Here is a 19,321-nt window from a genome sequence, read left to right on the forward strand (position 1 = left end):
GTACCGTGACCCCACTACCGGCTCCGGGAGCGGCGGGGGCACCCACAATGGAGTGGCTGAGTGCGGAGAACGTGGTGGCGGTGGGGACCGCGGTCCTCGGCATCGCCGCGTCCGGAATCATGCTCTGGTACGAACGCCGGGTGCCGCGCCGCAAACGCATCGGCTACCGCGTCCAGATGGACAACCCCATAGGCGACGGGGCCCGCTCCGGCCGGCCCAACCGCCGGATCGGCGTCTTCAACGACATGGAGGGGATGGCCGACGCCACCCTGGTGCTGCTCAGGGTGGAGAACGACGGCTCCCAGAGCATCGGCCGCGACGACTACACCGGCCCCGATCTGCACGGCCTGACCGCCGAGTTCACCGACCGCACGGTGCGCGGGGTGTCGGTGACCCAGCCGACCGTCAACGGCCATCTGATGGACCACTTCACGCCGGAGCGCGGGTTCGGCTTCGCCGGCCACACCCTGCGCATCCCGCGCGTCCCGCTCAACCACGGCGACCACTTCAAGCTGCTGGTGCTGCTGTCCGGCGGCGGTGTCGGGCAGCCGATCCACCTGGTCGGCGGCATCAGCGAGGGCGAGGTCCACCCCAACCGCAGCGCGACCCCCGACGACAAGCCCCCGCTGTTCAGCCGGGCCTCCCGGCTGATCACCGTCCTGCTGACGGTCAGCGTGCTCACCCTCGCCACGATCGTCGTCGCCCGTGACGACGCCCCGCCGCCCATCGGCTGCGCGACGGGCTCGCTCACCGTCATCGGCTCCACCGCCTTCGCGCCCGTCGTGCAGGAGGTGGCGACGAAGTACGAGCACGACTGCGCGGGCAGCACGATCACCGTGGACGCGCACGGCTCCACCGCGGGTGTACGGGAACTGAACGCGACCGGCGCCGAGTCGGAGAAGGGCTCGCCCGCGGTCGTGGCGCTCTCCGACGGCCCCAAGCCGGACGGCCTGCCCCAGCTGCGCGAGAACCGCGTCGCCGTCTCGGTGTTCGCCCTCGTGGTCAACGACGACGTGCACCTCACCAACCTCTCCACGGCCGATCTACGGCGCCTGTACCGCGGGGAGATCTCGAACTGGAGCCGACTGGGCGGGCCCCGCCTCGCGGTCCATCTGGTCAGCCGGGACGCCAACTCCGGCACCCGGCAGGTCTTCCAGCGGCGGGTGCTGGGCCGCGGCGAGATCGCCAACTCCTCCGTCGACTGCGTGCACAAGGACGACGCCACGGCCTCGGTGATCCGCTGCGAACTCGACTCCACCGACCAGGTTCTCGCGGAGGTCGCCCACCTGCCCGGCGCCATCGGCTACAGCGAGCTCAACCTCGCGGACCGGACCAAGGGTCTGCACATCCTGCGGCTCGACGGCGACGCGCCCTCGGTCGACGCGATCGAGCACGGCACGAGCGCGTACCCGTACCGCGAGATCGAGTACGCCTACACCTACGGGCAGCCGCCCGCCGACTCCCTCGCGTCGAGCTTCCTGACGTATCTGTCCCGGGGCAACGGCCAGGACGTGATCCGCACGCACGGCCACATACCGTGCTGGACGCCGGAAGGGATGAAGCTCTGCGCGTGACACCGGTGCAGGCACCGGCGGGCCTGGCGCCGGCCCGCCCGCACGGCGCCCCGCAGGGGTCAGCGCGGCTCCGGCGGGCGCTGGCGGGGCATGTTGGGGCGGGCGGGGCCGGCGGCCGGCATCCCGAAGCGGCCCTGCACGACCTGCCCCTCGTGCCGCCCGCCGGAGGAGACCGCCGAGTGCAGGCCCATCGGCGCGGACCCGGTGCGGAACTCGACCATCCAGTCCGCCGTCTCCGTCCGCACCAGCTCCGTCACGTCCTCCGAGAACCTGCGCAGCACCCCGAGGCACCGCTCCGCCGCCTCACCGGCCGTGCCCTCGGCCGGTCCCAGCACCTCCCGCACGCTCTCCGCCGCCCAGTCGAACTGGAGCGCCTGGAGCCGCCGCTGCACCGCCTGCGCGGTCGCCACGTCCCTTATCCAGCCGGACGTCACCCCGAAGAACCGGTCCCCGGCCACGCACGCCACCCCCATCAGCAGCGCCAGATACCCCCAGGCGGCCACCCCGGTCACCGCGCCCGTGAGGTCGAGCAGCGGCAGCGCGGCGCCCGTCACCGCGCCCACCGCCGCACCGGTGCGCAGCACCCGGGCGCCGCGCCGCTTCCAGACCCGGTCCCCGAGATACCAGGCCGCCGTCTCCAGCGCCCCGTGCTCCACCCACCGGTACAGCTCGTCGAGCCGTACCGCGGGCTCGCCCCAGTCGCCGAGCGGGAAGACCCGCCCGGTCAGATCGCCCGGCCGCAGCCCGGCCGCACCCTCGCCCCGCCCGTCCTGAGGCGGACCCTCGGGCTGCATCTCCGGCTGACCCACCCGGCTCTCCCTACTCATCCCGATCGGTCACGTTCCGTCACATTGGATGCTGACGCGCGGCACCCTTCCTACCGCCCAATGGGTGGCGAAGGGGTAGTTTCGGCGTCTTTTCCGCCCGGAAGAGGGCCCCTGTCGGGTATAGGGCCCGTTCCGATCTCACTCGAAAGAGTGGCGGCGCGTCGGCCACGGGGACCACGTAGGCTCGTGCACAGCGGAGAAATCAACTGACAGCCGGACGAAAACAGGAGCTGATCGTGATCCCCGGTGGTGGCCAGCCCAATATGCAGCAGCTGCTCCAGCAGGCCCAGAAGATGCAGCAGGACCTCCAGCGCGCGCAGGAGGAACTGGCCGTGACCGAGGTCGAGGGGCAGTCGGGCGGCGGCCTGGTGCGTGCCACCGTCACCGGCGCCGGTGAGCTGAGGGCGCTGCGGATCGACCCGAAGGCGGTCGACCCGGAGGACACCGAGACCCTCGCCGATCTGGTCGTGGCGGCGGTGCAGGCGGCCAACGAGAACGCGCAGGCGCTCCAGCAGCAGAAGCTCGGCCCGCTGGCCCAGGGCCTGGGCGGCGGAGGCATCCCGGGCCTGCCTTTCTGACGTCCGCGGCGCGCGTGCCGTACGACGTCACCGAGGCGTTCTCGCAACGCCACCCCGGCAGCGCCTTCCTCCGGAAGGCGGCGGCCAACTACCGTACGTACTGAAAGACCCGTGGAACAGGAAGGCCGGTCCGTTGTACGAAGGCGTGGTCCAGGACCTCATCGACGAGCTGGGACGGCTGCCCGGCGTCGGTCCCAAGAGCGCGCAGCGGATCGCCTTCCACATCCTCCAGGCGGAGCCGACCGACGTACGGCGTCTGGCCCAGGCGCTGCTGGAGGTCAAGGCGAAGGTCCGCTTCTGCGCGACGTGCGGCAACGTCGCGCAGGAGGAGCTGTGCAACATCTGCCGTGACGCCCGCCGCGACCCGTCCGTCATCTGCGTGGTCGAGGAGCCGAAGGACGTCGTCGCGATCGAGCGCACCCGGGAGTTCCGCGGCCGCTACCACGTGCTCGGCGGCGCGATCAGCCCGATCGACGGCGTGGGCCCGGACGACCTGCGGATAAGGGAACTGCTCGCGCGGCTCGCCGACGGCGCGGTCACCGAGCTGATCCTCGCCACCGACCCCAATCTCGAAGGCGAGGCGACGGCCACGTACCTCGCCCGCATGATCAAACCCATGGGCCTCAGGGTCACCCGCCTGGCCAGCGGCCTCCCGGTGGGCGGCGACCTGGAATACGCGGACGAGGTCACCCTCGGCCGCGCCTTCGAGGGGAGACGACTCCTAGATGTCTGACGCCACGCTGCACGACACGACGCGGAACCCGGACGACTTCGCGGTCCAGATCGCCGACCAGATCGAGAGCTTCCTGGTGGCCGTCACCGAGGTCGCGAAGGGCGACGAGCCCGGCTCGGCGGTGCCCTTCCTCCTCCTGGAGGTCTCCCAGCTGCTGCTGGCCGGCGGCCGGCTCGGCGCGCACGAGGACATCGTCCCCGAGGAGCGTTACGAGCCCGACATGGGTCCCGAGCCGGACGTCGACGAGCTGCGCGAGAACCTCGCCCGGCTGCTGGAGCCGATCGACGTCTACTCCGAGGTCTTCGACCCCTACGAGCCGCGCAAGGCCCCCGTCCCGGCGCGGATCTCGGACGACCTCACGGACGTCATCACCGACCTGCGCCACGGCATGTCCCACTACCGGGCCGGCCGGGTCACCGAGGCGCTGTGGTGGTGGCAGTTCTCCTACTTCTCCAACTGGGGCTCGACGGCCTCGGCCAGCCTGCGCGCCCTGCACTCGGTGCTCGCCCACATCCGCCTGGACCAGCCGCTCCAGGAGCTGGACGGCCTGGACACCGACCAGGGCGTGGGCGACGACACCCTGGAGTTCGAGGCCGGCCAGGTGATGGCGGAGGAGATCGGCGGCCCGCTGGGGCTGGGCTCGGCACGACCGAACTGATGAGAGGCAGCCCACAGCCTTCATCGGGTCCGCTCTGGGCAGGAACCCTTCGACGGGCCGCCGGATCGCGGGAATCTCACGATGCGGTATCCCGAAGGGTTATTTCGGACGCTCGATAGACTGAGCGCGCAATCGACACACTGAGCGAGGAGCGCACGTGGGCCTTGTCGTGCAGAAGTACGGAGGCTCCTCCGTAGCCGATGCCGAGGGCATCAAGCGCGTCGCCAAGCGGATCGTGGAAGCGAAGAAGAACGGCAACCAGGTGGTTGTCGTCGTTTCCGCGATGGGCGACACGACGGACGAGCTGATCGATCTCGCCGAGCAGGTATCCCCGATGCCTGCCGGGCGTGAGTTCGACATGCTGCTGACCGCCGGGGAGCGGATCTCCATGGCCCTGCTGGCCATGGCGATCAAAAACCTGGGCCACGAGGCCCAGTCCTTCACCGGCAGCCAGGCCGGTGTCATCACCGACTCGGTCCACAACAAAGCGCGGATCATCGATGTCACCCCGGGCCGCATCCGGGAGTCGCTCGACAAGGGCAACATCGCCATCGTCGCCGGCTTCCAGGGTGTCAGCGCCGACAAGAAGGACATCACCACGCTCGGCCGCGGCGGGTCCGACACCACGGCGGTCGCGCTGGCCGCGGCCCTCGACGCCGAGGTCTGCGAGATCTACACCGACGTCGACGGCGTGTTCACCGCCGACCCGCGCGTGGTGAAGAAGGCGAAGAAGATCGACTGGATCTCCTTCGAGGACATGCTGGAGCTCGCCAGCTCCGGTTCGAAGGTGCTGCTCCACCGCTGCGTGGAGTACGCCCGCCGGTACAACATCCCGATCCACGTCCGGTCCAGCTTCAGCGGGCTGCAGGGCACCTGGGTCAGCAGCGAGCCGATCGAGCAAGGGGACAAGCAGGTGGAGCAGGCCATCATCTCCGGTGTCGCGCACGACACCTCGGAGGCCAAGATCACGGTCGTCGGCGTGCCCGACAAGCCCGGCGAGGCCGCGTCCATCTTCCGCACGATCGCCGATGCCGAGGTCAACATCGACATGGTCGTGCAGAACGTGTCCGCCGCGGCCACCGGCCTGACGGACATCTCCTTCACGCTGCCGAAGTCCGAGGGCCGCAAGGCGATCGACGCGCTGGAGAAGAACCGCGCGGGCATCGGCTTCGACTCCCTGCGCTACGACGACCAGATCGGCAAGATCTCCCTGGTCGGCGCCGGCATGAAGACCAACCCGGGCGTCACCGCGGACTTCTTCACCGCGCTGTCCGACGCGGGCGTCAACATCGAGCTGATCTCGACCTCCGAGATCCGCATCTCGGTCGTGACGCGCGCCGACGACGTCGTGGAGGCCGTCCGCGCCGTGCACACCGCCTTCGGACTCGACTCCGAGAGCGACGAGGCGGTCGTCTACGGAGGCACCGGGCGATGACCGTCCGACCGACGCTCGCGGTCGTGGGGGCGACCGGAGCCGTCGGCACGGTGATGCTCCAGATCCTGTCCCAGCACGCGGACATCTGGGGCGAGATCCGTCTGATCGCCTCCCCGCGCTCGGCCGGCCGCAAGCTGGCCGTGCGCGGCGAGGAGGTCGAGGTGGTGGCGCTCACCGAGGAGGCCTTCGACGGGGTCGACGTCGCCATGTTCGACGTACCCGACGAGGTGTCCGCGCGGTGGGCGCCGATCGCCGCCGCCAAGGGCGCGGTGGTCGTGGACAACTCCGGCGCGTTCCGCATGGACCCCGAGGTGCCGCTGGTGGTGCCGGAGGTCAATCCGCACGCGGCGCGCATCCGGCCGCGCGGGATCGTCGCCAACCCCAACTGCACGACGCTGTCGATGATCGTCGCCCTGGGCGCGCTGCACGCCGAGTTCGGCCTGCGCGAGCTGGTGGTGTCGTCGTACCAGGCGGTGAGCGGCGCGGGCCGGGCCGGCGTCGAGACGCTGCGCCGCCAGCTCTCACTCGTCGCGGGCACCGAGCTAGGCAACAGTCCCGGCGACGTACGGCGGGCGGTCGGGGACGACACCGGGCCGTTCCCGGAGCCGGTGGCGCTCAACGTGGTGCCGTGGGCCGGTTCGCTGCGCGAGGACGGCTGGTCCTCGGAGGAGATGAAGGTGCGGGACGAGTCCCGCAAGATCCTCGGACTGCCGAAGCTGCCGGTGGCCGTGACCTGTGTCCGGGTCCCCGTCGTCACCACGCACTCGCTCACGGTCCACGCCCGCTTCCAGGGCGAGGTCACCGTGGACGGCGCCCGGGAGATCCTCGCGACGGCGCCCGGTGTCGTCCTCTTCGACGACCCGGAGGCCGGGGAGTTCCCCACGCCCGCCGACGTGGTGGGCACCGACCCGACCTGGGTGGGCCGGGTACGCCGGGCCCTGGACGACCCGACCGCGCTGGAGCTGTTCGTCTGCGGCGACAACCTGCGCAAGGGGGCCGCACTGAACACGGCCCAGATCGCGGAGCTGGTGGCCTCGGAACTCGGGTGAGGGCCGCGGGGGGTGTTCGCTTGCGGGATCGCCGGAACGGCGGCCCGGGAGAGCGCCGGACGCCCCCCTCCGTTCCTGCCCGCGTGCGGCTTTCGTGAGTTTCCGTCAGCTTTCGCGTCCGCCCCGCGACCCCTCGGGTGATCACCCGAGTCCGCGATGAGGCGCTCTCCACAGGGGAAAACCGCTGGCCATCGCGTGATCGCTTTATAGGATCCCTGCGGGACAAGCGGTTTCAGGTAATGGCCTGGACCACTTGATCCAGCAGCAACGGCGTTCGATGATTTTCCTCCCTGCCCTCCGCAACCGCGCGGAGTGCGGGGAGCGTCTTTGCGATAGCCCTGTATGGGCTGTGGGGATGCTGGGCGGGGCGTGGGGACGTCCCGGTTGATTCACGACATAGGGGATGAGCGGGACGCATGAGGGCATTTGAGGCACCGTCCGTTGTGCCGCCTGACGCGCGGAGACCGTGGACAGCGCCGCCGGACGGATCGCCGGACGGACCGTCAGGTTCGTCCGGCGAAAACGTGACGCGGCGCACGTACAACCTCCGCGGGGGGACGCGTGTCCAACTGGCGTGGCTGAGGTACTCGACTTCCCGGTCGCCGCACGCGCCAGCGCGCTGCGGCCACCCCGCGCGACGCTGCGACCCCGTACGCCGGGGGCGCCCGGCGGCATGCCGGTGATCGCCCCCATGCCCGCCGCGCGGCCCACCCGCATCCCCAGCCAGCGTGACGGCGCCGACGACTCCGTCGCCGGCACGACCGTCGACCATCTGACCGAGACCTACCGGGCGCACTACCGCTCCCTGCTGGGCCTCGCCGCCCTCCTGCTCGACGACACCGCCTCCTGCGAGGACGTCGTCCAGGAGGCCTTCATCCGCGTCCACTCGGCGCGAAAACGGGTGCGCGACCCGGAGAAGACCCTGGCGTATCTGCGTCAGACGGTCGTCAACCTCTCCCGTTCGGCGCTGCGCCGGCGCATCCTCGGCCTGAAGCTGCTGTCGAAGCCGATGCCGGACATGGCGAGCGCCGAGGAGGGCGCCTACGACCAGCTGGAGCGCGACTCGCTCATCAAGGCGATGAAGGGACTCCAGCGCCGTCAGCGCGAGGTGCTGGTCCTGAGATACTTCGCCGACATGACGGAGGCTCAGGTGGCGGAGACGCTCGGCGTGTCGTTGGGTTCGGTGAAGGCGTACGGCTCCCGCGGCATCGCGGCGCTGCGCGTCGCGATGGAGGCGCCGGCGTGAACGAGCATCCCGAGGGGCGTGACTCCCATGAGCGGCACGAGCCGTACGAGTGGCACGAGCCGATGCAGGACGACGAGCAAGAGCAGACGCGATCGCATGGTGGGAACGGAACTGTGAACCACGGCACCGACGCCCCCGGCCCCGAGGGCCTCGACGCGGACGAGCTGGCGCTGCGCCGGTTGCTGCAGCACGCGGTCGAGGACATCGAGCCGCGCGACGGCACCCTGGAGCACCTGCGCGGCGCGGTCCCGCTCCGGCGGGCGCGCAAGCGGCAGGCGGCCGTCGGCATGGCCGCGGCCGCGCTGTTCCTGTGCACCGCCGTCCCGGCCCTCGTGCATGTCTCCAACGCCGCGGGCAACGCGGACCCGTCGATCGCGGCCAACAGCTCCGAGGCGCAGGGCACGACGCAGGGCAAGAGCCCCAGCGGCGGCGAGGGCACCTCCGGCGGCTCGGCCGGCGGTGTCTCGGCCGGTGCCGGCGGGACCGGCCAGAAGAGCGGCGACAAGGGCAGCGGCTCGGCCGGCGGCAGCGGCTCGACCGGCGCGGCCGACCCCTCGGCCAGTACCGGCGCCACGGCCCCGGTCTGTACGGCCACCCAGCTCGGCAGCGCCACCGGCACGGTCGCCTCGCCCGACTCCGCGGGCATCGTCTACGGCAGTTTCCACGTCACCAACGTCTCCACCGCCAGCTGCACCGTCGGCGGCCAGGGCAGCGTCACGACCCTCGCGCAGGGCGGCGCCGACGCCACGAAGATCACGGTCGTCCAGCATGTCGCGGGCGACGCGGCGACCGGCCTGCCGGACCCGTCCACCGAGGTCCCGCAGCTGGTCCTGCTGCCCGGCGCGGCCTACGAGGTGAAGTTCGCCTGGGTGCCCTCGGCGGCCTGCCCGAGCACCGGCACCACGACCGGCGGCGGCACCGGCGGCTCGGACACCGGCGGGGCGTCGGCCGACCCGACGCCCACGCAGGACGCGGGCGTCACCAGCAGCACCGGCGGCACGAGCACCCAGCTCGTCCGGGAGGACGGCACCACGGACGGCTCGGTCGTCGTCTCCCACACGACGGAGGAGGGCTCGCCGACCGTCTCGGCGACCGTCTCCGGCGCGTGCGAGGGGACGGTGTACCGGACGGGCGTGCTGGCGGCCTCGTAGCGACGGACGCCAGACCCGAGGAGGCTCCGGAACCGAGGGGTACCGGAGCCGAGGGGTACCGGAGCCGGTGGGGTCAGGAGACCGTGACGACCGGCTGCTCGGCCGGCTCGATGCCGAGCGCCGCGTCCCGCGCGGTCTCCACCTCGCGCCGCAGCAGCCGGAACCACATGAACACCACGAACCCGGCGAAGACGAACCACTCGCCGGTGTAGCCGAGGTTCTGGAACGCCCTGAGGTCCAGGCCGCTGTCCGCCGGCGCGGTGGCGGGCACCGTCCGCATCCCGGCGTCGGCCTGGTCCAGCGTGATCCAGGCGTCGTACAGCCGGTACGGCACCAGGTTGACCAGCGACGCCGAACTGATCGCGGCCGTCTGCCCGGCGGGCAGCCCGCCCTGGGCGCTCACGCCGTTGTCCCCGGGCGTCTCGGACGCCTGGAGCACGCCGGTGACGGTGACCTCCCCGGCCGGGGCGGCGGGCGCCTTCGAGGCGTCGGCGGTGCCCGGCAGCCAGCCGCGGACGACGGGGAGCGCCTTGCCCGTGTCGGTGCGCAGCAGCGTCAGGACGTAGTAGCCGTCCTTGTCGTCGAGCTGCCGGCCCGGCACGAGGAGCTGCTTGCCGTAGTGGCCGCTCACGGTGGTCCGCTTGCCCGAGGTGCCCTTGTCGACGGGCAGCAGGGAGTCGAGCGGCTTCGGGGACTCGTGCGCGTTGGTGGCGATCTGCCGGGTCTGGGTCCGGTCCTCCTGCACCCGGTCCTGGAACCGGCTCAGCTGCCATGACCCCATGAACAGGCAGAAGGGGATGGCCAGCAGGGTGAAGACGTTGATCCCCCACCAGCGGGGCGTCAGCAGGAACCGGTACACGCCCACAACGGTACGACCTGGCATCCGCGGAACCGGGTGCGGGGTGGGGTCGCGCGTCGGACGCCTCGCGAGCAGCAACCGCTTTCGTCGTGTCCATGACCGTCACGCTCGGCAAAGGTTATCCACAGGCTGAGGGTCCGGGCCCGCACATTGTGGGCGCGGCCAGGCAGTATGGGGCCATGACTGAGAGCAACGGCTCCGCTGCGCGGGCGCGGAGTGAGCAGATGCCGGACTGGGAGAAGCGCTTCAGGGCGCCCCGCGTGTCGCTGCCCGACTGGGCGGAGGACGCGCCGGACCACTCCGTGTTCGTGTCGAACGCGACAGGGACGTACGAGTTGTACGCCTGGGATCGCGCGACGGGCGCCCAGCGCCAGGTGACGAACCGGCCGAACGGCACGACGGACGGCGTGCTCTCACCGGACGGTGGCTGGATCTGGTGGTTCGACGACAAGGACGGCGACGAGTTCGGCGTCTGGCGCCGCCAGCCCTTCACGGGCGGCGAGGACGAACTGGCCACCCCCGGTCTCGATCCCTCCTACCCGGCGGGCCTCGCCCTCTCCCGGGACGGCGTCACGGCCGTCGTGGGCCGCTCCACGGACGAGGACGGTACGACGATCCACGTCGCCGTGACCGGCGAGGCGCCCGTGCAGATCTACCGCCACCGCGAGTCCGCGGGCGTCGGCGACCTGTCCCACGACGGCTCGCTGATCGCCATCGAGCACACGGAGCACGGGGACGCCATGCACTCCGCGCTGCGCGTGGTGCGGCTGGACGGCACCGCGGTCGCCGACCTGGACGACACCAAGGGCGGCACCGAGGAACTGGGCCTGGAGGTGCTGGGATTCGCCCCCGTCGAGGGCGACAGCCGGCTGCTCATCGGTCACCAGCGGCGCGGCCGCTGGGAGCCCCTGGTGTGGGACGTGACGACCGGGGAGGAGACCGACCTCGCCCTGGAGCTGCCCGGCGACGTGAGCGCCGAGTGGTACCCGGACGGCTCCGGGCTGCTGATCGTGCACAGCTTCGAGGCCCGCAGCGAGCTGCTGCGCTACGACTTCGCGACCGGTGAGAAGACCCGGGTCGCCACGCCGCCCGGTTCGGTCTCGGGCGCCACGGCCCGCCCCGACGGGTCGGTGGAGTACATGTGGTCCTCGGCCGCCGAGCCGTCCGGGGTGCGCTCCACCGCGGGCGGTGTGGTGCTGGACCCGCCGGGCCTGAAGTCCCCCGGCTCGGTGCCGGTCGAGGACGTCTGGGTGGAGGGCCCCGGCGGCCGGATCCACGCCCTGGTGCAGAAGCCGCGGGGCGCCACCGGGCCGCTGCCCACGGTCTTCGACATCCACGGCGGCCCCACCTGGCACGACAGCGACGCCTTCGCCGCCGCCCCGGCCGCCTGGGTCGACCACGGCTACGCGGTGATCCGGGTCAACTACCGCGGCTCCACGGGCTACGGCCGCGCCTGGACGGACGCCCTCAAGCACCGGGTGGGCCTGATCGAGCTGGAGGACATCGCCGCGGTCCGCGCCTGGGCGATCGAGTCGGGCCTCGCCGACCCCGACCGCCTGATCCTCACCGGCGGCTCCTGGGGCGGCTACCTCACCCTGCTCGGCATCGGCGTCGAGCCGCAGGCGTGGACCGTCGGCATCGCGGCGGTGCCGGTCGCGGACTACGTCACGGCGTACCACGACGAGATGGAGGCCCTGAAGGCGATGGACCGCACCCTCCTCGGCGGCACGCCGGAGGAGGTCCCGGACCGGTTCGAGGCGTCGTCGCCCCTCACCTACGTCGACGACGTGAAGACCCCGGTCTACATCTCGGCGGGCGTCAACGACCCGCGCTGCCCGATCCGCCAGATCGACAACTACGTCAAGCGCCTGGAGGCGCGGGGCGCCACGCACGAGGTCTACCGCTACGACGCGGGCCACGGCTCCCTGGTCGTGGACGAACGCATCAAGCAGGTCCGCCTGGAACTCGACTTCGCAGCGAGGCACCTGCCGGTGGGGTAAGCGGTCCCCCGTACGACCACACCTGCGGCCCGGTGGGGCCCCTTCGCGCAGTTCCCCGCGCCCCTTTCGGGGCACGGTTGCGAGTGGCGCGCCCTGAAAGGGGCGCGGGGAACTGCGCGAGCGGCCCCCACCGGGCCGCGGGTGTGATCGGACAGGGGCGCGGGGGCCCGGGGGCCTCCCCGGTCAGTGCGTCGAACCCCCGGAGGCCGCCCGACGGCCCAGCAGCTCCGCGAGGCCCCGGCGGGTGGTGGCCAGAACCACCCGGTCCTCCGGCCTCAGGACGTACTGGTCGGAGACATCCAGGTCACCCACCAGCCCCGACCCGTGCCCACGGGCAGCGCCCCGCTCGACCGCCAGCACCCGCCACGAACCCGCCCGGAACGCCCCGCCCACCGTCCTGTTCTCCAGCTGCGGATGCCCGCCCACCTCCATCGAGGCGAACAGCAGCACCCGCCGCTCCACGGGGATCGCCCCCAGGATCTGCCGCCCCAGCATCGCCCCGGCGAACGCGGGCGCGGCCAGATGCGACACGCTCCGGCTGCGGGTGAGCGCCTGCGGATGCGCGGCCCGCAGGGTGCGGTACACGGCGGTCGCGAAGTCGTCGTCGTACAGCCGCAGTACGACCCGCAGGTCGGGCCGGACCGAGCGGGCGTAGAGCACCGCCTCCAGGTTCGTCGTGTCGGAACTGGTCACCGCGAGCAGCGCGTGCGCCCGGTGGATCTTGGCGGCCTCCAGCACGCCCTCCTGCGTGACGTCCCCCAGCACCACCGGCACCCGCAGCCGCCGCGCCACCGCGAGCCCGCGCGCCTCGGGCCCGGACTCCACGCACACCACCGGGATGTGCAGCTCGCGCAGCCGGTTCAGCACCCGCGTGCCGATCTTCCCGAGGCCGAGCAGCACCACGTGCCCGCCGAGCCCGCGCGGCGGCTTGCGCAGTCCGGACGCCGTACGGAAGGTGCCGAGCCCCTCCAGGACGGCGGCCAGCAGCACCGGCAGCAGCAGCAACCCGACCAGCCCGGAGAGCAGTTGGAGCACCTGCCGCCCCACCGAGGCCCCGACCGCCGGGTTGTCGATGGCGAACAGGTCGAGCAGCGTCAGATAGAACGCGCTCAGCGGATGCATCCCGGTCACCAGCCACAGCGCCACGGCCAGTGCGATCACGCACCCCACGAGCCCCGCCAGCGACCACCGCAGCCGCCGCGAGAACAGGGACGCGAACGGCGCCACCACCCCGGCGACCCCGAGCCCGCCGGACGACGACTCGTCGCCCGTGTACGACACCTGCTCCAGTACGACGGTCCCGCGCCCGGTGGCGGCCCGGACCGCCGCCGCGTCCGGCAGCAGCCGCGGCCGGTGCTCCCCGCTGCCCTCCGAACCGTCCGCGCCGGCCGGGTCGCTGCTGGTCGCGGAGAGCAGCGCGAGCGTGCACAGCCCCGGCTCGGCGACCTCGCCCGGCGCCGGCGGCGGCCGCTCCCGCACCCGCAGCAGCAGCCGGTCCGTCTGGACGACCTTGCTGGTGCCGGCGACGGCGGTGGCGGCCAGCGCGGGTGCCGCGGTGTCGGCGTCCGAGAGCACGATCGTGGAGGCGTCACCGCCGTCGCCCGAGCCGCCCGAACCCCCGCCGCCGTCGGCCGCATCGGGATCGCCCGTCACCAACGCGGCCGCCTGGTCCAGTAGTTCCTGGATGTGCTGGCCCAACCTGCGGTTGTACAGCCGCAGGACGAGCCGCAGCCGGGGGTTGAGCCGGCGGGCGGTGAGGGCGGCGCGGATGTTGGTCTCGTCGTCGTCGTACACGAGCGCCAGCGCGGCGGCCCGCTCCACCCCCGCGTCGGCGAGCACGGCCTCGGTCGCCTCGACGGCGGCCAGGACCCGGGCGGGCCGGCCGTTCTCACCGCCGTTCCCGCCCGTGCCGTTGCCGGAGCCGGACCCGGAGCCCGTGCCGCGGCCCACGGCGGCGTTCACGACCCGGTCGAGCAGCGCCGCGGACGCGGCCCGCGCGCGCCCGACCACCGGCGGCCGGGCCCGCTCGTCCGGCGGCACGACAAGGGTCACCTGCTCGCCGTAGACACTCCGCAACTCGGCCGCGAGCCGGTGCGCGAGTCCGTCGTCGCCGCACACCACCATGTGCGCGGACCCGTCGCCGTGCCCACTCTGACCGCCCTGGTACGGAACACTCGCCACGAGGGAAAAGACTGCCCCAACGACACGGGTGGTTCCAGCAAACGGTTGAACAGGTGTGCCCGGAAAGCCGTAGTGAGGGGGAGCAGGACCCGTTTGCGACGCTCTGCCGGAGGTGCCTCACCCGTGGCCGTCACCAAGCCCGCACCCGCCTCGCGGGCACCGGACACGACACCGGAACCGGCTCCCGAGGCCCTGGAACCGGTCTCCGAGGCCCCGGCGTCGGCCCCCCGGACGGCGCCCGCGCCGGACTCCTCCGGGCAGTCCCCGCAACCGCCCTCCCAGGACGGCTGGCACCTCAACTCCCCCCTCGCGCTCACCTTGTTGATGGTCCTGGTGATCTGCGTGCAGGGCCCCGTGCGCAAGGCGCTGTCCGCCCCGGTGATGCAGAGCTGGATGACCGTGTTCGTGGCGGTCGTGGTGCAGGCCCTGCCCTTCCTGGTGTTCGGCGTCCTGCTCTCCGCCGCGCTCGCCGTCTTCGTCCCGCCGGCCTTCTTCGCCCGCGCCCTGCCCAGCCGCCCCGCGCTGGCCGTACCGGTCGCGGGGATGGCGGGCGCGATGCTCCCCGGCTGCGAGTGCGCGTCCGTCCCGGTGGCGGGCGCGCTGGTCCGCCGCGGGGTGACCCCGGCGGCGGCCCTGGCGTTCCTGCTCTCCGCCCCCGCCATCAACCCCATCGTGCTGACGGCGACGGCGGTGGCCTTCCCGCACAACCCGGAGATGGTCGTCGGCCGGTTCGTGGCCAGCCTGCTCGTCGCGTGCGTGATGGGCTGGCTGTGGCAGCGCCTCGGCCGTACCGACTGGCTGCGCCCGCCCGCGCACGAGCCGCACGAGGGCGGGACGAGGATCGAGGCGTTCTGGAGCTCGGTGCGCCACGACGTGATGCACGCGGGCGGCTTCCTGGTCCTCGGCGCGATGGCCGCGGCCACCCTGAAGGCGGTGGCCCCGGCGAGCTGGCTGCGGACCGCCGCGAGCAACCCGCTGGTGGCGATCCTCGCGCTGGCCGTACTGGCGGTGCTGCTGTCGATCTGCTCGGAGGCGGACGCGTTCGTGGCCGCGTCGCTGACCCAGTTCTCGATGACCGCGAAGCTGGCGTTCCTGGTGGTGGGGCCGATGATCGACCTCAAGCTGTTCGCGATGCAGGCGGGCACCTTCGGGCGTGCCTTCGCGCTGCGCTTCGCGCCGACGACGTTCGTCCTGGCGATCGTGGGCGCGGTCCTGACCGGGGCGGTGCTGCTGTGAACCGACAGGCCCAGACGGCGGTCCTCTTCCTCATCGGCGCGGCCCTGCTGCACGCGGGCATGACCGACCTCTACCTCCGCTACGTCAAGGCGGGCCTGCGCCCGCTGCTGCTCCTGGCCGGCGTCGTACTGATCGTCACGGCGCTGGCGACCGCGTGGTACGAGTGGCGGCGGGGGCGGAGGACGAAGGCGGCGCAGGCGCAGGCGAACGCGCGGGAGGGCGAAGCGCACGAGCAGGAGGGCGAGTCGCACGCCCACGAGACCGAGCCCCACGAGACCGAGCCCCACGAGACCGAGCCCCACGAGACCGAGCCCCACTCGACCGCACCCCACGTCCACCCCGAACCCCGCGTCTCCTGGTTCCTCCTGGTCCCCCTGTTCGCGCTGATCCTGGTGGCGCCCCCGGCGCTCGGCTCCTACAGCGCCGTGCGCACGGGAACGGCCCTCCAGAAGCCGTACGGCTACACGGCCCTGCCCGCCACCGATCCGCTGCCGATGAGCCTGGTCGACTACGCGGGCCGGGCGGCCTACGACCACGGCCGGCACCTGACGAACCGCCGTGTCCAGGTGACCGGGTTCGTGGCCCTGGACGGCAAGGGCGCGCCCTACCTGGTCCGCATGGCCCTGAACTGCTGCGCTGCGGACGCCCAGCCGGTGAAGATCGCGCTGACCGGCAAGATCCCCCCGGTCCTCCAGCCGGACAGCTGGCTCCAGGTCACCGGCACCTACACACCGAAGACCACTCGGGACCCGGTGAACAACGGCCTGATCCCGTACATCGAGGTCACGCAGGCGAAGCCGGTGCCGACGCCGAAGGACCCGTACGACGAGAGCTGGAACCAGTGACGGACCACGCGCACTGAGGCCCCCGGAGTCAAAGGACTCCGGGGGCCTCAGTGCGCGTGGGGAACCGGGGACTATCCGCCGACGGTCTCGCCGTTCGGGGTGTTCTCCGTCTCCCGCTGTTTCGGTATCACCGCGACGGCGGCCCGTACGGCCATGCCCTCCCGGTGCGCCTCGGCCCGCGAGCTCAGCGCACGGGAGGCGTCGTTGAAGCGGACGGCCGACGGCGGGTCCGACGGGCCGAGCAGGTGCAGCTTGAGGTCCCTGCGGTCGTCGGCGTACGGGTCCTTCTCCGGGTTGCGCACGGACTCCAGCAGGGCCGGGATCCCGGACGCGTCCGGCGTGAGGACCGCGCCCGCGCGGACGGTCGGGAAGGTCTCCCGGAACTCCTGCTCGGGCAGGCCGCTGGTGTTGGCGACGGCGTACGGCTTCTCGCTCGCGAGGTAGTCCGAGATGACGCTGGAGACGTCGCTGATCAGCACGTCGGCGGCGTTGAAGCAGGCGTAGACCGTCGGCCGCGCGTCGGTGACGATCTGGTGCTCCCAGACCGGGAACGAGGCCCAGAACGCGGCCTCCCAGGCGGCGGTCGCGTCGGTCACGGCGGCGGCGCGGCCGGCCTCCGGGGCGCCCTGGAGCAGCATGCGCTCCATGTCGTCGGCGCTGTCCCGGAAGGTGGACGTGGTCAGCGCGTCGAGTTCGGCGGTGCGCCGGGTCAGCTCCGCCGCGGCGGCCGCGGCGGGCCGGGCGAGGGACTGGTCGGCGGCGCGCTTGACGTTCGCGGCGCGGATCATCTCCATGATGCGCAGGTTCGCGGCGCCGGCCTTCGGCTCGACCGAGCCGGTCAGCGGGTGCGGCTTGTAGAGCAGCCGGACCGCCGGGTCGGCGAGCAGGGCGCGGACGATGTTCTCGCCGGCCTGGATGACCGAGGTGTTGCCCGGGTTGCCGTCCCAGCCCTCCCAGGTGGGGGCGTACAGGACGGTGGTGTACGCGCCGGTGGGCGCGCCGGCGTACGGCTGGATGACGTCGAGCTGCGGACGGCCGATCTCCACGACGTCCCTGTCGTCGATGCCGACGTTGGCCAGGGCGTAGCGCTCGCGCGCCGCGGGACCGGCCACCCAGACCTCGTCGTAGGCCTTGGCGTAGGGGTTGCAGCTGGAGAGCTTGTCGCTCTCGCCGTGGTTGACGAAGGCGTGCTTGATCGTGGGGATGCGCAGCACCTGCGAGGTCTTGCCGGAGTTCGACGGGTGGATCAGCATCGTGAGCGTGGACTGCTCGAGGCGCATCAGGTCGGCGACCTTGGGCAGGCACACGATCGGGATGTCGGTGGAGGCGATCCGCTTCACCATGAAGCGCTCACGCAGCACGATGATCGGGCGGCCCTCCAGGCGGGCGAGCGGCTCCAGCCACATGTTGGCCTGGTAGGCGGAGTTCGTGCCGCCGGAGAAGTACATGCCGACCGTGGGCTGGTACTCGGCGAGCCACTTCTCGAACCACTCGATGGCCTGGTCGGCCGTGACCGGCTTGCGGCGGGGCAGCAGGCGCGCGAACAGCATGGCGGCGCCGATCGCCTCGAACGCGGCCGACAGGGCGAGCCCGGCGGCGGCGTAGCGCAGGTGGCTGGTCTCGGCGGTGGCCAGCAGACCCGCGGCGACGGGCAGGCCGGACGTGAGCAGCCGCTGCCCGGTGCGGTGCATCAGCAGCTCCGGGGGAGCGGCGTCCAGGTGCAGCGCCGAGGTGTCGATGTTCCTGGTCACGACCGGCAGGGTCCGGGTGCGGCGGACGACGATCGCCAGCGCCTGGCACGCGAAGTGCAGGGCGTAGTAGACCATCAGGCCGCAGACGATCCACAGGTACTTGCTCTCGGGCTCCACGTCTATCCGCAGCAGACCGAGGACGAGCAGCAGGTCGCGGACGACCTGGCGCACGGTGACGGTGGCGTGCAGCTTGCCGAAGGCCGTGACCAGGCCCCGCTGCCAGCGGTGCAGGGCGGCGTCCGCGGCCAGGCAGACGAGGGCGGAGGCCACGAGCACGTGGACGCTGGACAGGAGGGCGCTGACCGCCTGTACGGCGAACGCCACGACGAGCACCGTGGGTAGGACGAAGCGCGCCGCTGCGGCGCGCAACCGAGCGGACAAGGGCGATGCTGACACTTCGCGGGCTCCGGACAACTCGACATCCTCAAGAGCGGACTTGCGGGCCGGCGTGATCAGGTGGCTGCGGGCCGGAAGCCGATGTGTAGGGATGTTCTTCATCGAATAGGTGGTCGGACTTTACCTGTGTGTCGCCTTTTGCTTCCAGTGGCGAGGCCGTGGCGAGGGGTGGAGAGTGCCCGGAACGACCCGAAACGGATGCCCCTGGGGCGCGGTCCTTTAGCGAGTCGTTACCGCCCCCGGGCCCCGCGGGGACCCGGGCGCTCGTGGCGACGGGCCCGCGCCGACCACCCGGGTCGAACGCCGCGGCGCGGTTACCGGCAGGTCAGAGCCTCAGAACGATATCCGATCCGACGCCGGACCGGCCCCCGCGAGGCCGGGCTCGGGGCGCCCGCGCGACCCGCGGACGCCCGCGGTCCCGCGCCCGCGGAATGGCGGAGAGCGACGGCCCGGTTCCGGGGCGTTCCCGCCATCTTTTGCGGAAGTGACCAGGGTCACCCGCGGTGGATCTTCGACACGACAGGGAATGCCAGAGGGCCCTCACCGATCCGGTGAGGGCCCTCTGTACTGCTACTGCTTTTCAGCTGTCGGGGTGGCGGGATTTGAACCCACGACCTCTTCGTCCCGAACGCGATCAGCCCCCCTGTGACCTTGATCCGGGGCCCTGACCTGATGGTTCTGCTCCGGCACTGTCCATCGGTGTCCGGGACAGTCTTGGCGCTGTCGCTTCGTTTGGCCCCCTGTTTGGCCCCCCAGCGGCTTGGCCAGGAGGGTCGGTCCGAGGGCCCGAGGGGGGAACCGA

General features: G+C 72.2%; 15 protein-coding genes. 11 read left to right on the forward strand and 4 right to left on the reverse strand.

The genetic code is table 11. The features are described from left to right. Window positions 1–47 precede the first annotated feature (47 nt). Window positions 48–1,574, forward strand: a complete 1,527-nt coding sequence (locus WN71_RS01890) for a substrate-binding domain-containing protein (protein ID WP_046581459.1) — start codon at window positions 48–50, stop codon at window positions 1,572–1,574. Between the two features lie 59 nt (window positions 1,575–1,633). On the opposite strand, the gene WN71_RS01895 is transcribed toward WN71_RS01890, so the two are convergent. Then, window positions 1,634–2,383, reverse strand: a complete 750-nt coding sequence (locus WN71_RS01895) for an SLATT domain-containing protein (RefSeq protein WP_046581461.1) — start codon at window positions 2,381–2,383, stop codon at window positions 1,634–1,636. A 254-nt stretch (window positions 2,384–2,637) separates the two neighbouring features. Here WN71_RS01895 and WN71_RS01900 point away from each other — a divergent pair, with 254 nt between their 5' ends. The 7 genes from WN71_RS01900 to WN71_RS01930 all read left to right on the forward strand — a co-directional run bounded on the left by WN71_RS01900 (window position 2,638) and on the right by WN71_RS01930 (window position 9,251). Beyond that, complete coding sequence (locus tag WN71_RS01900; RefSeq protein ID WP_079177579.1) at window positions 2,638–2,979, forward strand: YbaB/EbfC family nucleoid-associated protein; 342 nt, start codon at window positions 2,638–2,640, stop codon at window positions 2,977–2,979. Between the two features lie 133 nt (window positions 2,980–3,112). Next, window positions 3,113–3,712: a recombination mediator RecR gene (gene recR, locus WN71_RS01905; RefSeq protein WP_046581465.1), complete on the forward strand. Its 600-nt coding sequence runs from the start codon at window positions 3,113–3,115 to the stop codon at window positions 3,710–3,712. Continuing rightward, complete coding sequence (locus tag WN71_RS01910) at window positions 3,705–4,370, forward strand: DUF5063 domain-containing protein (RefSeq protein ID WP_046581466.1); 666 nt, start codon at window positions 3,705–3,707, stop codon at window positions 4,368–4,370. Before recR ends, WN71_RS01910 begins: the two co-directional genes overlap by 8 nt. Window positions 4,371–4,527: 157 nt before the next feature. Then, entirely contained in the window at window positions 4,528–5,805 is a 1,278-nt protein-coding gene (locus WN71_RS01915; RefSeq protein WP_046581468.1) for an aspartate kinase, read from the forward strand. Continuing rightward, the gene (locus WN71_RS01920) at window positions 5,802–6,854 is read left to right on the forward strand and encodes an aspartate-semialdehyde dehydrogenase (protein WP_046581470.1); all 1,053 of its coding nucleotides are present in this window, start codon (window positions 5,802–5,804) and stop codon (window positions 6,852–6,854) included. The genes WN71_RS01915 and WN71_RS01920 overlap by 4 nt, the downstream gene beginning before the upstream one ends. 574 nt (window positions 6,855–7,428) lie before the next feature. Further along, complete coding sequence (locus tag WN71_RS01925) at window positions 7,429–8,100, forward strand: SigE family RNA polymerase sigma factor (protein WP_079177580.1); 672 nt, start codon at window positions 7,429–7,431, stop codon at window positions 8,098–8,100. Further along, window positions 8,097–9,251, forward strand: a complete 1,155-nt coding sequence (locus WN71_RS01930; RefSeq protein WP_079177581.1) for a hypothetical protein — start codon at window positions 8,097–8,099, stop codon at window positions 9,249–9,251. The genes WN71_RS01925 and WN71_RS01930 overlap by 4 nt, the downstream gene beginning before the upstream one ends. 73 nt (window positions 9,252–9,324) lie before the next feature. Here WN71_RS01930 and WN71_RS01935 read toward each other — a convergent pair whose 3' ends face one another. Next, window positions 9,325–10,110: an SURF1 family protein gene (locus WN71_RS01935; RefSeq protein ID WP_206299994.1), complete on the reverse strand. Its 786-nt coding sequence runs from the start codon at window positions 10,108–10,110 to the stop codon at window positions 9,325–9,327. Window positions 10,111–10,289: 179 nt separating this feature from the next. On the opposite strand from WN71_RS01935, the gene WN71_RS01940 reads away from it, so the two are divergent. Then, window positions 10,290–12,110: a S9 family peptidase gene (locus WN71_RS01940; protein WP_046581473.1), complete on the forward strand. Its 1,821-nt coding sequence runs from the start codon at window positions 10,290–10,292 to the stop codon at window positions 12,108–12,110. Between the two features lie 183 nt (window positions 12,111–12,293). On the opposite strand, the gene WN71_RS01945 is transcribed toward WN71_RS01940, so the two are convergent. Next, entirely contained in the window at window positions 12,294–14,234 is a 1,941-nt protein-coding gene (locus WN71_RS01945; protein ID WP_046581474.1) for an NAD-binding protein, read from the reverse strand. 180 nt (window positions 14,235–14,414) lie between these two features. Here WN71_RS01945 and WN71_RS01950 point away from each other — a divergent pair, with 180 nt between their 5' ends. After that, window positions 14,415–15,527, forward strand: a complete 1,113-nt coding sequence (locus WN71_RS01950) for a permease (protein WP_079177582.1) — start codon at window positions 14,415–14,417, stop codon at window positions 15,525–15,527. Continuing rightward, the gene (locus WN71_RS01955; protein WP_046581476.1) at window positions 15,524–16,372 is read left to right on the forward strand and encodes a TIGR03943 family putative permease subunit; all 849 of its coding nucleotides are present in this window, start codon (window positions 15,524–15,526) and stop codon (window positions 16,370–16,372) included. Before WN71_RS01950 ends, WN71_RS01955 begins: the two co-directional genes overlap by 4 nt. A gap of 71 nt (window positions 16,373–16,443) precedes the next feature. Here the strand turns inward: WN71_RS01955 and WN71_RS01960 are convergent, their stop codons facing one another. Continuing rightward, entirely contained in the window at window positions 16,444–18,447 is a 2,004-nt protein-coding gene (locus WN71_RS01960) for a hypothetical protein (protein WP_107469534.1), read from the reverse strand. Window positions 18,448–19,321: the final 874 nt, after the last annotated feature.

The organism is Streptomyces mangrovisoli (assembly GCF_000974985.2).
Classification (GTDB): Bacteria; Actinomycetota; Actinomycetes; order Streptomycetales; family Streptomycetaceae; genus Streptomyces; species Streptomyces mangrovisoli.

Coding starts and splice junctions, on each gene's coding strand:
- WN71_RS01920 (WP_046581470.1), top strand. CDS start 5,802: ATGACCGTCCGACCGACGCTCGCGGTCGTGGGGGCGACCGGAGCCGTC.
- WN71_RS01910 (WP_046581466.1), top strand. CDS start 3,705: ATGTCTGACGCCACGCTGCACGACACGACGCGGAACCCGGACGACTTC.
- WN71_RS01945 (WP_046581474.1), bottom strand. CDS start 14,234: ATGGTGGTGTGCGGCGACGACGGACTCGCGCACCGGCTCGCGGCCGAG.
- WN71_RS01890 (WP_046581459.1), top strand. CDS start 48: ATGGAGTGGCTGAGTGCGGAGAACGTGGTGGCGGTGGGGACCGCGGTC.
- WN71_RS01940 (WP_046581473.1), top strand. CDS start 10,290: ATGACTGAGAGCAACGGCTCCGCTGCGCGGGCGCGGAGTGAGCAGATG.